The sequence below is a fragment of the Psychrobacillus sp. FSL K6-4615 genome (assembly GCF_038008225.1).
GTDB classification, from domain to species: domain Bacteria; phylum Bacillota; class Bacilli; order Bacillales_A; family Planococcaceae; genus Psychrobacillus; species Psychrobacillus psychrotolerans.
In genome coordinates this window covers 334,371-349,219 of sequence record NZ_JBBOYQ010000001.1, presented here as the reverse complement: position 1 = coordinate 349,219, position 14,849 = coordinate 334,371, and the positions used below count along the sequence as shown (strand labels likewise).

General features: G+C 35.8%; 13 protein-coding genes. 5 read left to right on the top strand and 8 right to left on the bottom strand.

Annotation, left to right across the window (positions count from 1 at the left end; translation table 11 throughout):
• Window positions 1–16: 16 nt before the first annotated feature.
• Window positions 17–1,339 carry a xylose isomerase gene (gene xylA, locus MKX53_RS01700; RefSeq protein WP_340908607.1) on the bottom strand — a complete coding sequence of 441 codons (1,323 nt, stop codon included), beginning with the start codon at window positions 1,337–1,339 and terminating at the stop codon, window positions 17–19.
• A gap of 178 nt (window positions 1,340–1,517) precedes the next feature.
• Here xylA and MKX53_RS01695 point away from each other — a divergent pair, with 178 nt between their 5' ends.
• Complete coding sequence (locus tag MKX53_RS01695; RefSeq protein WP_340908605.1) at window positions 1,518–2,156, top strand: YesL family protein; 639 nt, start codon at window positions 1,518–1,520, stop codon at window positions 2,154–2,156.
• A 68-nt stretch (window positions 2,157–2,224) separates the two neighbouring features.
• Here MKX53_RS01695 and MKX53_RS01690 read toward each other — a convergent pair whose 3' ends face one another.
• The 3 genes from MKX53_RS01690 to MKX53_RS01680 all read right to left on the bottom strand — a co-directional run bounded on the left by MKX53_RS01690 (window position 2,225) and on the right by MKX53_RS01680 (window position 5,469).
• A complete protein-coding gene (locus MKX53_RS01690) occupies window positions 2,225–3,046 on the bottom strand; it encodes a carbohydrate ABC transporter permease (RefSeq protein ID WP_340761278.1) in 822 nt (273 codons plus the stop codon).
• 13 nt (window positions 3,047–3,059) lie between these two features.
• Window positions 3,060–3,938 (bottom strand): carbohydrate ABC transporter permease, encoded by an 879-nt coding sequence (locus MKX53_RS01685; RefSeq protein ID WP_093536244.1) that lies wholly within the window; start codon window positions 3,936–3,938, stop codon window positions 3,060–3,062.
• 238 nt (window positions 3,939–4,176) lie between these two features.
• Window positions 4,177–5,469 carry an extracellular solute-binding protein gene (locus tag MKX53_RS01680; protein ID WP_093536246.1) on the bottom strand — a complete coding sequence of 431 codons (1,293 nt, stop codon included), beginning with the start codon at window positions 5,467–5,469 and terminating at the stop codon, window positions 4,177–4,179.
• A gap of 168 nt (window positions 5,470–5,637) precedes the next feature.
• Here MKX53_RS01680 and MKX53_RS01675 point away from each other — a divergent pair, with 168 nt between their 5' ends.
• From MKX53_RS01675 to MKX53_RS01665, 3 genes are all read left to right on the top strand, one after another.
• Window positions 5,638–6,828, top strand: a complete 1,191-nt coding sequence (locus tag MKX53_RS01675) for an ROK family protein (protein WP_340908603.1) — start codon at window positions 5,638–5,640, stop codon at window positions 6,826–6,828.
• Between the two features lie 198 nt (window positions 6,829–7,026).
• Window positions 7,027–8,637, top strand: a complete 1,611-nt coding sequence (locus tag MKX53_RS01670) for a glycoside hydrolase family 43 protein (RefSeq protein ID WP_340908601.1) — start codon at window positions 7,027–7,029, stop codon at window positions 8,635–8,637.
• A gap of 86 nt (window positions 8,638–8,723) precedes the next feature.
• Window positions 8,724–8,900 carry a hypothetical protein gene (locus tag MKX53_RS01665; protein WP_175496217.1) on the top strand — a complete coding sequence of 59 codons (177 nt, stop codon included), beginning with the start codon at window positions 8,724–8,726 and terminating at the stop codon, window positions 8,898–8,900.
• Window positions 8,901–8,961: 61 nt separating this feature from the next.
• Here MKX53_RS01665 and MKX53_RS01660 read toward each other — a convergent pair whose 3' ends face one another.
• Window positions 8,962–10,644 carry a methyl-accepting chemotaxis protein gene (locus MKX53_RS01660; protein ID WP_340908598.1) on the bottom strand — a complete coding sequence of 561 codons (1,683 nt, stop codon included), beginning with the start codon at window positions 10,642–10,644 and terminating at the stop codon, window positions 8,962–8,964.
• 242 nt (window positions 10,645–10,886) lie between these two features.
• Window positions 10,887–11,558: a YczE/YyaS/YitT family protein gene (locus MKX53_RS01655; protein WP_340908596.1), complete on the bottom strand. Its 672-nt coding sequence runs from the start codon at window positions 11,556–11,558 to the stop codon at window positions 10,887–10,889.
• A gap of 117 nt (window positions 11,559–11,675) precedes the next feature.
• Between MKX53_RS01655 and MKX53_RS01650 the strand changes: the two genes are divergently transcribed.
• On the top strand, window positions 11,676–12,551 hold the full coding sequence (locus tag MKX53_RS01650) for a LysR family transcriptional regulator (RefSeq protein ID WP_340908595.1): 876 nt from the start codon (window positions 11,676–11,678) through the stop codon (window positions 12,549–12,551).
• Between the two features lie 95 nt (window positions 12,552–12,646).
• Here MKX53_RS01650 and nadD read toward each other — a convergent pair whose 3' ends face one another.
• Entirely contained in the window at window positions 12,647–13,294 is a 648-nt protein-coding gene (gene nadD / locus MKX53_RS01645) for a nicotinate (nicotinamide) nucleotide adenylyltransferase (protein ID WP_340761273.1), read from the bottom strand.
• A gap of 53 nt (window positions 13,295–13,347) precedes the next feature.
• Window positions 13,348–14,808: a nicotinate phosphoribosyltransferase gene (locus tag MKX53_RS01640; protein WP_340908594.1), complete on the bottom strand. Its 1,461-nt coding sequence runs from the start codon at window positions 14,806–14,808 to the stop codon at window positions 13,348–13,350.
• Window positions 14,809–14,849: the final 41 nt, after the last annotated feature.

Here is a 14,849-nt window from a genome sequence, read left to right as displayed (position 1 = left end):
ACCAAATGCATTCCTATTATTTGTTGAATGACTGCAATAAGTACTGATTGATCGTCGCCTTGATCTGCTCCAAACGGCCAGAAGTCTGTTTAATATCTTGAAGTCCAAAGGCATACGCTTCTAGCTTATGGAAATCAGTATTACCTTCTACAATATCTAATCCAATACCTTCTTTGTACGTCTTGTAGCGATCGTCCACCACATTTTCAAGCACTTTATCATCAATCAAGTTTTGTGCAACTCGTAAACCTACGGCAAAAGCATCCATTCCAGCAATATGTGCGTGGAACAGGTCCTCTGGTTCAAATGATGCTCTTCTAACCTTCGCGTCAAAGTTTAAACCACCTTTGCCTAATCCACCATTTTGTAAAATCTCATACATCGCAAGAGTTGTAGTCCATAAATCTGTTGGGAATTCATCTGTATCCCAGCCAAGAAGTGGATTACCTTGGTTTGCATCTACGGATCCTAACATATTATTAATCCTCGCATAATGCAGTTCGTGTTCAAACGTATGACCAGCAAGTGTAGCGTGGTTTGCTTCGATATTAAATTTAAACGAATTTTTCAGGCCATAACTTTGTAAAAATGCATGAGCTGTTGCAACATCATAATCATATTGGTGTGTGGAAGGCTCTTTTGGTTTTGGCTCGATTAAGAACTGTGCTTCGAAACCAATTTCTTTCGCATAATCTACAGCCATATGATAGAAACGAGATAAGTTATCCAATTCTAGTTTCATATTTGTATTTAGTAAAGTGTCGTAACCTTCACGTCCACCCCAGAACACATAGTTTAGAGCACCAAGCTCTTTACCAATTTCTAATCCTTTTTTTACTTTAGCCGCCGAGTAGGCAAAAACATCTGCATTACTTGAAGTTGCTGCCCCGTGCACAAAGCGTGGATGCGTAAAGTTATTCGCCGTATTCCAAAGCAATTTAGCTTTACTATTTTTCATATAATCTTTTATCATGCTAACAATTACGTCTAAGTTTTGATTACTTTCTTTAAGGTTGCTTCCCTCTGGAGCAATATCAATATCATGGAAACAGAAGAACGGGACATCCATCTTTTCATAAAATTCAAATGAGGCCTCTACTCTTGCTTTTGCTAGATCCAACCCACTAAATTTATCCCAAGGTCGGTTCATACTCCCTGCGCCGAAAGGATCTGATCCATCCATCGTAAACGTATGCCAATAGGAAACGGCATATCTCAAAATCTCTTCCATCGTTTTACCGCCAATTTTTTCTTGTGGATTATAAAATTTAAACGCATAAGGATTTTTGGAAGCTGCACCTTCAAATTTAATTTTCTCGACATTTTGGAAATAGACCATTATTTTGACCTCCTGAATTTTATCTCTACAAATTGGCCAATGGCTTTTGCATGAGATTTAACTGTTTAATTTGTTTGTTAATTAACCGAACAAAGTTGTATTATCATAATTAAAAAGTGTATGCTATTAATAATTCTCTAATTCTTTCAAATAAATTGAAAACAAAGGATGGTTCTTCATGAATGCAATAAGTAGTTTTATATATAATGCACTTGAATGGATTACAAGACTTGCCTATTTAAATTTGCTATGGATCTTCTTTACATTGCTAGGTGGAGTAATCTTCGGATTTTTCCCCTCTACTACTTCAATGTTCGCCATAGTGAGAGAATGGTTGAAAGGTGAAACAGAAATACCATTGTTTAGTACCTTCTGGAAACATTTTAAAGAGGAATTCATGAAAAGTAATTTGTTAGGAGTCCTTGTTACGCTCATTATAGTCATTATTGGATTAGATATTATTTACATACAATCTACTAATAGTGATTTGTTAACTTGGACATACCTACCATTATTTGCTTTTATGTTATTATTCATCATGTTCCTGTTTTATTTGTTTCCGTCCTTCGTCCACTTTAATTTAAAATTAGGACAGATTATAAAAAATTCCTTTTTCATTATGCTTATTAATCCAATTACAACTCTATTAATCTTCCTATGCCTGTTGCCATTCTTTTACTTAATAAGCCTACTTCCAGCCATTGGAATTATATTTGGCGGAAGTGTCTACGCTTTTATATCAATGAGGTTTAGCCTACATGCATTTCAGAAAGTGAGCGACAAGCAAGAAGCCTTAAAAGTGATCAGTGAATTATAGCTTCCCATTGTGGAAGCTATTTTTATTGTCTAACACCATGGCCTAACTTTCCACTTGCCCCAGTCTTCTTAGCCTTTTACCGCACTTGCAGAGATACCTTCCACTACTTTGTTGCTAAAGAAAATGAAAGCAATAATAATTGGTAGAACGCTAATGATTAGAGTTGCCCCTATTGCACCCCAATCGGTCATATATTGACCAATGAAATTTTGGATGCCAACTGTTAATGTTTTATATTTCTCAGAGCTGATAAACGTATTAACAAACACAAACTCATTCCAGTTATAAATCATATTAATCACTACAGTGGTAGCCATTACTGGTGTTGTCATCGGAAGAATTACTTGGAAAAACATTCGATTGACGGAACAACCATCGATAACAGCAGCTTCCTCAATTTCTTTTGGTAGCGTGTAATAGAATCCAAGCAAAATCATCATCGTTATGGGTAAATTATAGGCTGTATATGTAATAACTACTCCGAGCGGATTATCGATTAAATTCACACTTAAAAACATACTGTACAGTGGAATCAATGCTGAATGAATAGGAATCATGAGCCCAATGATGAACAGGCTAAGAACGGCCCCACTTAGTTTCCATCTCATTCGCGTAATTGCAAAAGTAGCCATACTTGCGAAAAGAACGGTTAATACGATCGCTAGCGTGGTAATCCAAACACTATTAAAAAAGTAAATACCTATACCGCCATCCCATACTTTTAAATAGTTTTCCCATCTAAACTCCGAAGGCAATGCGAACGGTGAACCCGCAAATATTTCTCTATTGTCTTTTAAGGAGAAGATGAATAACCATAATAGCGGGACGATTTGAAACAATGCTACAACCAATAGACTAAAATATAGAAAAAAGTAGCCTACACGCTTCATATACAAACCTCCTTTAATATTCTATTCTCTCTTTTGGTGTAGTTAGTTTACGAACGATAAAAGTTACGATTAATGTAATGATTAATAGAAGGAACCCAATCGCACTTCCGTACCCAAAGTTATAGCTTGAAAAGGCTAACTTATACATATAAGACGCCATTACTTCACTTGCACCATTCGGTCCACCAGAAGTCATCACATAGATTAGATCAAAGTATTTTAACGATCCAACTATTGCTAATACGACAGTTACACTTACGACTTCCTTGATCAAAGGCAACTTAATTTTCGTAGCAATTTGGAATGCAGAAGCACCATCGATTCTTGCAGCTTCGATTAATGACTCTGGAATATTCTTTAATGCAGCATAGTAAATCAAAATATAAAAGCCCGCATATTGCCACAAAATTGGAATGAAAATTGCAAATAAAACTAAGGATGGATCTGCTAACCAAGCAGGAGGATTTTCCACTCCTATTTGTTTCAGAAATACATTTAAAATACCATTCGACGGGTTATACACTTTAATCCATAGCTGTGCAATCGCAACGGATGACAGTAACATCGGTATTAAGTATATCTTTCTCAGTAGATCTGACCCTTTTATCTTGGATGCTAATATAAAGGATATTACCAAATAAATACCTAAGCTCAGTGTCGAGAATATAGCCAGTAAAAACGAATGATAGGCACTACTCCAAAACTTCATATCCTGAAGCCCATTTATATAATTCTCTAATCCAATGAATGTTTTATCTCCTATTCCATCCCACTCCATTAAGCCATAATAGCCTGATAGAATTAGTGGTATGAATACTAATACTAGAACTAGTAACAGCGCAGGTGAAATATATAAGGCTATTAGTAGTTTGTTAGACATTACCTTGTTCATAACATTCAACACCTTCCTTACCAGGTAGAGAAGGGCTATCCAACTGAGCAGGATAACCCTCTGTTTTTCATTACATTTCTTCTATTTAAGCCCAATTTCATAAAGAAGCTAATACAGTAAAATTCGAACAAAGTTGATTTTCGCTCCAGGCGGATGCTTTCCGCGGGCACGTATTAAATCACTGAAGTATTCATGTTTAATCTAAAAAAAGCATTTATTAAATTGATTAATGTTACTCCTATTTTGAAAGAGCTTCCTCATGCGCTTTTGCAAATTCTTCTGGAGTCATTTCTTTTCCAAAAAGAGCCTGAATTGAATCTAAGTGCACTTGTGCTACATCTGGACTCATTTGAACGTCAGCAAATAATGTAATATTACTTGCTTCATTTAATTCATTTAAAATATCAATATACATTTCTGGAAGATCTAATGAATCAGCATCCACTTTAGTAGCAGGTATTACGCCGGCTTGAGTAACCGCTTTTTCCCCCCACTGTTTCACAAAGTATGCAGCAAAATCTTTCGCTTCTTCTTTTACTTTAGAATTCTCTGCTACGAATAGTCCAACTCCAGGACCTCCAACAAAGCTATTCATATCGCCGTTTCCATCAACCGTTGGGAATTTTAAGTATTCTACAGAATCTCTAAATTCCTGTGGTACAGTTTCATTTGTTGTGTAGTTCGGTAAATCCCAAGTTGCGATTAAATACATCGGCACTTGCTCACTCATGAACATACTCTTTGCTTCTTCATCTGCTAATCCATTAAATCCGTTTACAAAAGCACCCATATCAACAAGGTCTTGAACCTTTTGCGCCGCCTCTACTAATGCAGGATCTTCAAATGTTCCTGAACGATCGATTGCTTTATTTAGAACATCCGCGCCACCCAAACGGTCTGCTAAATACATATACCAAAGTGATCCCGTCCAAGCATCTTTGTTTCCTAAAGCGATCGGATCAATTCCATCTTCTTTAAAAGCTTTTACAACACTTTCTAATTCCTCAAAAGTCTTTGGTGCTTCTAAACCTTGTTCATCAAACATTGCTTTATTATAGTAAAGTGTCACAATGTTAAGCTCTAATGGTAACCCGTATGTCTTACCATCTAGTGCATAAGCTTCTGCAGTTCCTGATACAAAGCTATCACTAAGTTCTTCTTCAATAACATCGTCTAATGGAGCGAACATGTTACCACCAACATAAGGCTCTAAAAACCCTGCTGCCCAAGTCATACCTACATCTGGAAGTTCTTTAGATGTTGATAAAACTCTTAGTTTGTCTTTATATTGTTCATTACTCAACACTTCCAAATCTACTTTAACTCCATCATGTTCTTTTTCGTAATCAGCAATAATTTCATTTACAACATCATAATGCTGTTTGGAGCTTCCTTCTGGCCATAAATGCATAAACTTAATTTCTTTGTCACCGCTTGAACTTGATGACGAGTCACCTGAATCTGAACACCCTGCCAACAAATAAAATACAGAAGCAAATAGTAGAATTTTAATCATTTTGTTGATTTTCATTCTTATTTCCCCCACCCCAATTATTTTACAACAATATTCTGAATATTGTATGCGTTTTCATTGTAGCAAACAAAACTAAGTTAGTCTAGTGGATGAACAAAGTTTTTTTATTCATGTTTTATATGTTAGAATGATGAAAAAGAGAGAAAGAGCTGAAGAAGGATGAAAATGAGTACCCATCAAACATGGAATCACCATGTTGTAAAAAAAGGCAATAAATCATTAGTTCTCGATAAAATAAAATACAACTCCCCTATCTCCCGAGCTTCAGTCGCAAGCCAAGTAGGATTAAACAAAGGAACTGTCTCCTCTTTAGTAAATGATCTACTAGAGGAACATCTCATCTATGAATCTGGACCGGGTGAATCTAGTGGTGGAAGAAGACCAGTTATGTTACTGTTCAATGAAAAAGCTGGCTACTCCATTGGAATAGATCTAGGCGTAAACTATTTACTCGGAGTACTAACGGACCTTAACGGAAATATTCACACTGAGAAGCAAATAACATTTAAAAATTTAAATTATGAAGAGATTGAGATTAAGTTATTTGAGACAATAGAATATCTTCTGAAGTCCACTCCTGAATCTCCACATGGTGTAATAGGAATTGGTGTTGGAGTACCCGGTATCGTCGATAAGGATGATAATATTCTGTTAGCACCGAACCTAAACTGGAGAAATATAAACCTAAAAGAAGTTCTGGAAGAAAGGTATAATCTTCCAATCATTATAGAAAACGAAGCTAATGCTGGTGCATATGGTGAAAAAAACTTTGGTGCAGGAAAAGATTTTGAAAATGTTATTTACGTGAGTGCAGGTATTGGCATTGGTGTTGGATTGATACTTAATGACTCTCTTTATAAAGGTTCTAATGGATTTTCTGGAGAACTAGGTCATATGACGATACAAGCAGGAGGCGCTAAATGTCGTTGTGGAAACGAAGGTTGTTGGGAGTTATATGCGTCAGAGCAAGCGCTTGTTAGGCAGGCTGAAAAGCTAGATATCCCTTCTGATATGCAAGATTTAGAAGGTCTTGTGACACTCGCAGAGAGTGGAAATGATGAAATCATTGCATTATTTGAACAAACTGGAGACTATTTAGGCATCGGGATTAATAACATCATAAATATATTTAATCCGCAACAAGTTATTATCGGTAACAGATTAGCTTACTCTGAAAAATGGTTAAAGGATTCGTTAAACAAAAGAATTTCAAATCAAGCTCTTTGGTTCCAACAAAATGATCTTCAAATCGATTTTTCCGAATTATCAACAAGATCTACAGCATTAGGTGTTGCTGCTTTTTCCATCGAAAACTTTTTGTCCGTCAGTATACAGCAAGATACTGCAATGGAATAGAATATACGAAATTATCTAAAAATTATAACTTGCCATTTTATTTAATCTAGTGTTATATGTATTAACATATTGAAAAAAATTCTATTTTAGGAATTATTAGGAGCATTAATAATACTGTGAAATCTATTATTTAACTTGTATTGTTAGCAACTACATAACTTAAAATGGGCAAAAACTAGATGCAAAGGATGATGACAATTGACGATTATACGAAATCCAATATTACCTGGCTTTAACCCCGATCCGAGTATTTGCAGAGTTGGGGAAGACTATTATATTGCCGTTTCCACTTTTGAATGGTTCCCCGGTGTTGGTATTTATCATTCAAAGGATTTAAAAAACTGGAGGTTAGTTTCTCGCCCACTTAATCGTATTAGTCAATTGAACATGATGGGAAATCCTAACTCAGGTGGGGTTTGGGCACCTGCCTTGTCCTACAGTGAAGGACAGTTTTGGTTAATATTCACCGATGTAAAGGTTACTGAGGGGCAGTGGAAGGATTGCCATAATTACCTAGTCACTTGCGATACCATTGATGGGGAATGGTCAGAGCCTATCTATTTAAACAGCTCTGGTTTTGACCCATCCTTGTATCATGATGAATCGGGTAAGAAGTATTTAGTGAATATGATGTGGGATCCTCGTCTCCACCATCATAATTTTTATGGTATTGCACTTCAGGAATATGATGTGGAACAGCAGAAACTAGTTGGGGACTCTACTATTATCTTTAAAGGTACAGATATTAAATTAGTGGAAGCTCCCCATCTATATAAAATAAATGACTATTACTATTTGCTAACTGCTGAAGGTGGCACAAAATACGACCACGCTGCTACTATTGCACGCTCCAGAAACTTAGAGGGCCCTTACGAGGTACATCCGGATAATCCGTTAATCACGTCTTTTCCCTATCCGAGAAACCCTTTACAAAAGGCAGGTCATGCTTCTATCGTCCAAACACATACAAATGAATGGTTTTTAGTTCATTTAACTGGTCGTCCACTACCTAAAGACAACCAAGCGTTATTGGATCCACGAGGATATTGTCCACTTGGACGAGAGACTGCTATCCAAAGAGTCGAATGGGAAAATGACTGGCCATATGTTGTAAACGGGAATGGCCCATCACTTGAAATCGAAGGACCTTCTATGGAGGAAGTTGTTTGGGAAAAGGATTTTGAAGAGAAGGATGATTTTAATGAAGAACGATTAAACAATCATTTCCAATCATTGCGTATACCTCTTGGTGAACAGATTGTTTCGCTAAAAGACAAGCCTGGTCATTTACGACTATATGGGAAAGAATCGCTTACTTCTAAGTTTACTCAAGCATTTATAGCAAGACGGTGGCAGCATTTCAACTTTACTGCAGAAACAAAAGTAGCTTTTAATCCAAATACCTTTCAGCAATCTGCTGGCCTGGTCAACTATTATAATACCGAAAACTGGACGGCACTTCAGATTTCCTGGCATGAGGAAAAAGGAAAAATTCTTGAGTTAAGCACATGTGATAACTTCACCTTTGACCAACCACTTAAAGGCAGTGAAATCGTAATTCCAGCTGAGCAGGAATATGTTTATCTTAGAGTAGATGTCCAAACATCTATTTATGAATATTCCTATTCATTTGATGGTGAAAATTGGACACTAATTCCTATTAAACTCGCATCACATAAATTATCAGATGATTATATTCAGGGCGGTGGTTTCTTCACGGGGGCATTCGTCGGCATGCAATGTCAGGATACTTCTGGTCAAAGTATCCCTGCTGATTTTGATTACTTTATATATAAAGAATCAGAATAACTTTATTCATATCGTAAAAATTGTATTTTCCCCGTATTTCAAACCATATTAAGTAGGCATCAAAAAACGTTGAGAGGGGTTTTCTTATGAGAAATGGTACTCATCTAGGGGCTAATAAAAGAGGTTCTATGGCGAGACGACCTGCAACTAGTAAGAAAGAAGAGATTTCTCTAGAGTTGGCTGAACTTGGTTATTTAACACCAAAGCAAGGTTCAATGTCTCCAAATCGACGTGATATGAGTGAGAGGGATAGATCTTACTAATTGAAGGATGCCAAAAAGGGACACAACGTTTAGTTGTGTCCCTTTTTCCACTAAATATACTTTAATTTATTTTAAAATGACTTACTTCATTTTGTAATATTTCTGCTAAGTTTGCTAATGATTGTGCACTAGAAGAAATCTCTTGGTTTGCAGCCAGTTGTTCTTCTGTTGCAGCGCTCGTATCATTTGCACCGTCAGCAGTTTGTTGTGCTAGAAGTTGTATTTCTTTTGAAGCTACTGTCACTGCTTCAGACACAGTTTGTATTTCTTTTATCGCAGTTGAGACAGATTCAATCTTAGATCCCACTACTCCAACTGCAGTTTCAATTTCTACAAATACTTGACGAGATTGATTGGATGCATTTAGTCCTTCTTTTACTTTTTCTCCACCTATATCAATCGATTTAACTGCTTTTCCCGCTGCCAATTGTATAACACCAACCATTGATTCAATTTCCGAGGCTGAATTTTTAGATTGCTCCGCAAGTTTTCTCACTTCCTCAGCAACTACTGCAAAGCCCTTACCGTATTCCCCAGCTCTAGCTGCTTCAATCGCTGCATTTAGCGCAAGTAAATTAGTTTGCTCTGAAATTTCGGTGATTAATGCGGTAACTTTCTGTATTTCATTCGAGTGCTGTTCCATTTCTTTAATAATATCAGATGACTCTTTAATAGTTGCATCAATGGTATTCATTTGATCAGATACTTTGGATACTACCTCTGATCCATCTGCAACCAATTCTATAACTGTATTTGCAGCATGTTCCATTTCATCATTACTCACAGAAATTCGGTCAACAATGTGACTCATATCTGACAGTGAATCATTGTTTTTATCTACGATGCTTAGTTGTTGTTCGCTACCCATCATTTGTTGTTCAGCAGCTGTTGCTACCATTTGAGAAGATGCTAGGCTCTCTTCTGAGCTTGCTGAAAGTTGCTCAGCACTCGATGCAAGTTCTACGGATGAATCTCTCATTCGTGCAACCATTCCTTTTAGGTCTTCTAACATCTTGTTGAACGTACTAGCTAAGATACCAATTTCATCATTATTTTTAATGATGACGTGATCAATTTGTAAGTTTCCTTCTGAAATTTCTTTCATCGAAGCTGTCATTTTACTAACCGGTTTAGCTATACCTTGACTTATGACAGAGGAAATAATAATTCCTACCACAATTGCTACTACTATTAGAGCTAGTATCAAAGTAAGTGTTAGTTTTGCTAACTCTTCAAGTTCTATGGTTGTTTTTTCTACTGATTCCATCATATATTCTTTCATGTCTGCAATAGCAGCCATTAACTCTTCTACTACACTTTTACTATCAAGCTTTGCAATCTCTGCGTCATCGCTAGGTATTGCATCTCTAGTAATAGCTTTGTTTAATGAGGCATAATGATTCTCTAATTCTATTATTCTGTCTAGCAGGACTTGGCCATCCGACGCTAATTCCATGTCATTAATTCTACTAGCAGTTTCTTGGAATCCTTTGTCGAATTGATCCGTTAAACCTTCTACTTTAGTATCACCCAAAGCTAAAGCTAGACTTACCGTTGTCATATCCTTTTGAAAACCAGTAAGTTCATCGAGTAATAGTATTGGTTCCACTCGATCCTCTATTAATGATTTATATTCCCCACTTATCCGATTTACTGAGTATAAGCTTATTAACCCCACAACAATTAATAGAATAAGAACAGATCCAAATCCTGTCCACATTTTCTTTTTGATAGATACTTTCACCTAGTTTATTCCCCTTCCAAAATAAATAAAAAGACACACTAAAATAACTTTATTACTTCTAAGGAACTAGGTCAATAGAAATTTTATTGTTTTTAGAAATAAAGTACTAATATATGAGTCATAATAACTTATTAACTCTTATATATATTTGAGCAATATATCACTTTTCTTTTCAAACAATAAATAATTGAATACAAAAAAAGACACCTATTCTGATGATGCCCGTTTTTTCAAATTTTCAATTAGAGAATTACTTTTTCATTTTGACTTACCCACTGTTGCAGAGGTTCTTGAAAGCGTGATATCATCCACCCCAATATTTTTCCGATAAAATAAGCGGCAACTATGGTACCGATACCAATTGCTCCAAAGGACTGTATAAAAACTAGACCCATTAGAGCTGCGACAAAAACATTTACTAAATCACCCGTAATCTTTGCTTTACTAAACTTGATTTTAAACTGTTCGCTAATAACATACGTTAACGCATCGTAGGGCATTAGAGGGAGTTTTGCGGTGAAATATCCGATTAATCCTGCTGATACGACAAATAAACTAATAATCAAATATACACAACGCAATACTATAGATTCAGGTGTAGGCAGTAGTTGTACGAGGAATAATGTAGCATCCATAAAGAAACCAAATACAACCGAAATAATTAATTGAAGCATTAAATCTTTTATATCCATACGTTTGCTTAAAATGATTTGAACAAGTATAAATAATATATTTGCAAGGACTGTGGTAATACCGATTGATAAGCCTGACGTTAAGACAAGTGCATATGCCAGAGAAGAAACAGGTGATACACCAAGTCCTGCTTGAATCGATAAACTAACACCAAGTGTCAAAAAAAATAAGCCACCTATATATAAAGTAAGGCGCTTCATCGTAACATTCTTATGATTCATAAGTAATTTCGCTTCCTTTTTTAATCTCCTATCCATCATATCATCCAATTCAAGATACTAAAAATATATATATATGATAAACTATTCATATTAAAATACATATAATGAGGTGTACGGATGGATATTCGACAATTACATTACTTTAGAGAAATCGTAAAGCATTCCAGTATTTCTAAAGCTGCAGAAGCCCTACATATAGCACAGCCACCACTCAGTCAACTTTTAAAGAAACTAGAAAATGAACTTAGCACAACTTTAATCCATCGATATCGAAAAAAATGGGAACTGACTGAAACAGGAGAAATATTGTATCAATATGCGGAGCAAACACTAATGCAAAGACAGGATGTTGAGCGACGAATTCAAGAAGTAGAGCAAGGAAAAGCCGGAACGATCCGTATCGGTGTTTCTTCCGCATGCTCGAATATGATGATTGATTACATAAGAACATTTAGAACACAATCTCCTAACGTTAAAATTAGTATTGTTAACGGTAACTCCGATGAATTATTAAAACGACTCGAACAAAGAGAAATAGACTTGGCATTTCTTTTACGTCTGAGCACCAGTGAACAATATGAGATAAAAATATTAAAAAAACAACCTTATGTTGTAATTGTCCCAACTAACTGGTCGACATCATTTTTAGATTCACATATAACTTTTAATCAGATAGCTAAATTACCTTTTATCATGTTGGGTGCAATAGAAGGACATTCTTTTCATGGAGAAATACATAGAGCGTTTGAAGAACATCATGTAGAACCAAATATTATAATTGAGTGTAAAGATATTGCTATGGTAGCCTCACTTGTTAGTAAAGGTTTAGGAGTATCGATTATTCCAAATATGGATTATGCATCTACCTTTCTAGAAAATCTCACCCTTTTCGAATTGAAACAGTTTAACCATAGTGTGGAACCTATCATCTTAAAACTAAAAAATGCACCTACCTCAAAAGTGGCCGCTCAATTTTGGGATATAGTAGATTAAAAAAACATTGGTAAAGAAAAATAGACCCGGAAATACTTTTCCGAGCCTACTTTTTTATACAAGCTAACTATTAAGATCAGCATAAATTTTATAATTTATTTTGATCCAATTTCCTTTGACGAATTTTTCCATCCATATAATTCATTTTCTTTAATGTACTTATAGCAACTTGTAGGCAAGAGGTATTTTGCTTCTCCCCCAATTGCAAATTCATCACGAATATAAGTAGAGCTAATTTCCATGGCAATACCCTTATCGATTAAGTGGAAAGTGCTCCCATCGTCGTTATTTCGCAGCAAAGGAGAACCACTTATCGCTTTCAGCATATCAATACCATCTCTAGCCATGACAATAAATTTATTTTCACTCACTAGTTTATCTGCACTTCCCCACTTACCATCTCCGATATCCACTAATAAGTCTGCTCCCATAATGAAATATAAATCATCCTCTGGGTATACTGTCTTTAAGTGCTTCATTGTGTCATAGGTGGAGATTTTCCAGGCATCTTGCTTCATTTCAAAATTATCTAAAGTGAATTTTTCATCCGATTTAATCGCCATTTCTAGCATATTCCAGCGATGTTCGTCTTCTGTATTCATCGTTTTATCTTTTCTTTTGTTGGAGCAAGGTAAAAAGATGACCTTATCTAACTTGCAACGATTTGCTATTGTACTTGCTGTAAAAAGATGGACATTGGTAATGGGATCAAAAGACGAACCATAAATTCCTATCTTAGCCATTAGATTACCTCCACATATTCAATAGTAGTTAAACTGTCTTAACATAATTTTATTTAGCGTGCCTCTACTTTTTCTTTCACCTGTTGAATATTAACCATTTTGTTATCCCAACATTTTTGACTTAAGTCAACGGGGTATTCTTCGGGATTCATAAGTCTTTTATATTCATCCCATAGGAACAACAAGTTTTCTTTCACATCTTGTTGGATTTCTAATATTCCTGGTAATTCGTATACCTGTTTACCATCCACAAATATGTCATGATGAAGTTCTTTAGCCTCGTAATTTGTTACGAACTTACTGATATACGTATGAACCGGATGGAACATTTTCAACTTTTCTTGTTGTTCTGGTTTTTCATCATCCATTGCGATGTAATCACCTTCTGACTTATTACTCGTCAGGTTAATAATACGGTAGACTTTTTTAAGTCCAGGTGTAGTAACCTTCTCTGGGTTTCCAGAAATCTTAATGGTATCTACCATATTTCCATGATCATCTTCAATAGATACCAATTTGTAAACTGCTCCTAATGCCGCTTGGTCATAAGCAGTAATTAGCTTAGTGCCGATTCCCCAAGCATCAATTTTAGCTCCTTGATGTTTTAATTGAGAAATAGTATATTCATCCAAATCATTAGATGCAACAATTTTCGTCTGTTTGAAACCGGCTTTGTCTAGCATCTTTCTCGCTTCTTTGGATAGATAAGCTAAATCACCACTGTCCAAGCGAATGGCTTTGAAGTTAATCTTATCGCCTAGCTCTTTTGCTACTTTGATAGCAGTAGGAACGCCAGACTTTAAAGTGTCATACGTATCTACTAAGAAAGTACAATCTTTATGTCTTTTCGCATACTTATGAAATGCGGTATACTCGTCACGATACGCTTGAACCATAGAATGGGCGTGCGTACCAGATACAGGTATACCAAATAATTTCCCAGCTCGCACATTACTAGTTGCTTCAAATCCTCCGATAAAAGCTGCTCTTGTTCCCCAAATAGCTGCATCCATTTCTTGTGCGCGCCTCGTACCAAATTCCATAGCGGTTTGATCACCAATTACTTGTTTCATTCTAGAAGCTTTTGTCGCTATTAACGTTTGATAATTGACGATATTCAGTATAGCCGTCTCTATCAATTGTCCTTCCGCTAAAGGAGCTTCAATACGTAACATAGGTTCGTTATGGAAGACCAATTCTCCTTCTTTCATCGAACGAATTGTTCCAGTGAATCTCAGCGTTTGAAGATATGCTAAAAAGTCTTCTTCGTAACCTAGTTCGTTTTGAAGATATTCTATATCACTCTTTGTGAATTGAAAGTTAGAAATATATTCAACAATTCTTTCTAACCCGGCATACACTGCATACCCATTACCGAATGGTAACTTTCGAAAATATACTTCAAAAACAGCTTTACGGTTGTGTATATTATCTTCCCAGTATGTTTCTGCCATATTGATTTGGTAAAGATCTGTGTGTAACGCAAAACCATCGTCTTTGTAATTTGTTTTCATGCGTACCCCTCCGTCTCATTTTAATACCCACTTACTAATTT

Excerpts from the sequence above, each read along its gene's own strand:
- xylA (WP_340908607.1), bottom strand. The coding sequence starts at position 1,339 with ATGGTCTATTTCCAAAATGTCGAGAAAATTAAATTTGAAGGTGCAGCT.
- MKX53_RS01695 (WP_340908605.1), top strand. The coding sequence starts at position 1,518 with ATGAATGCAATAAGTAGTTTTATATATAATGCACTTGAATGGATTACA.
- MKX53_RS01690 (WP_340761278.1), bottom strand. The coding sequence starts at position 3,046 with ATGAAGCGTGTAGGCTACTTTTTTCTATATTTTAGTCTATTGGTTGTA.
- MKX53_RS01685 (WP_093536244.1), bottom strand. The coding sequence starts at position 3,938 with ATGAACAAGGTAATGTCTAACAAACTACTAATAGCCTTATATATTTCA.
- MKX53_RS01680 (WP_093536246.1), bottom strand. The coding sequence starts at position 5,469 with ATGAAAATCAACAAAATGATTAAAATTCTACTATTTGCTTCTGTATTT.
- MKX53_RS01675 (WP_340908603.1), top strand. The coding sequence starts at position 5,638 with ATGAGTACCCATCAAACATGGAATCACCATGTTGTAAAAAAAGGCAAT.
- MKX53_RS01665 (WP_175496217.1), top strand. The coding sequence starts at position 8,724 with ATGAGAAATGGTACTCATCTAGGGGCTAATAAAAGAGGTTCTATGGCG.
- MKX53_RS01655 (WP_340908596.1), bottom strand. The coding sequence starts at position 11,558 with ATGAATCATAAGAATGTTACGATGAAGCGCCTTACTTTATATATAGGT.
- MKX53_RS01650 (WP_340908595.1), top strand. The coding sequence starts at position 11,676 with ATGGATATTCGACAATTACATTACTTTAGAGAAATCGTAAAGCATTCC.
- nadD (WP_340761273.1), bottom strand. The coding sequence starts at position 13,294 with ATGGCTAAGATAGGAATTTATGGTTCGTCTTTTGATCCCATTACCAAT.
- MKX53_RS01640 (WP_340908594.1), bottom strand. The coding sequence starts at position 14,808 with ATGAAAACAAATTACAAAGACGATGGTTTTGCGTTACACACAGATCTT.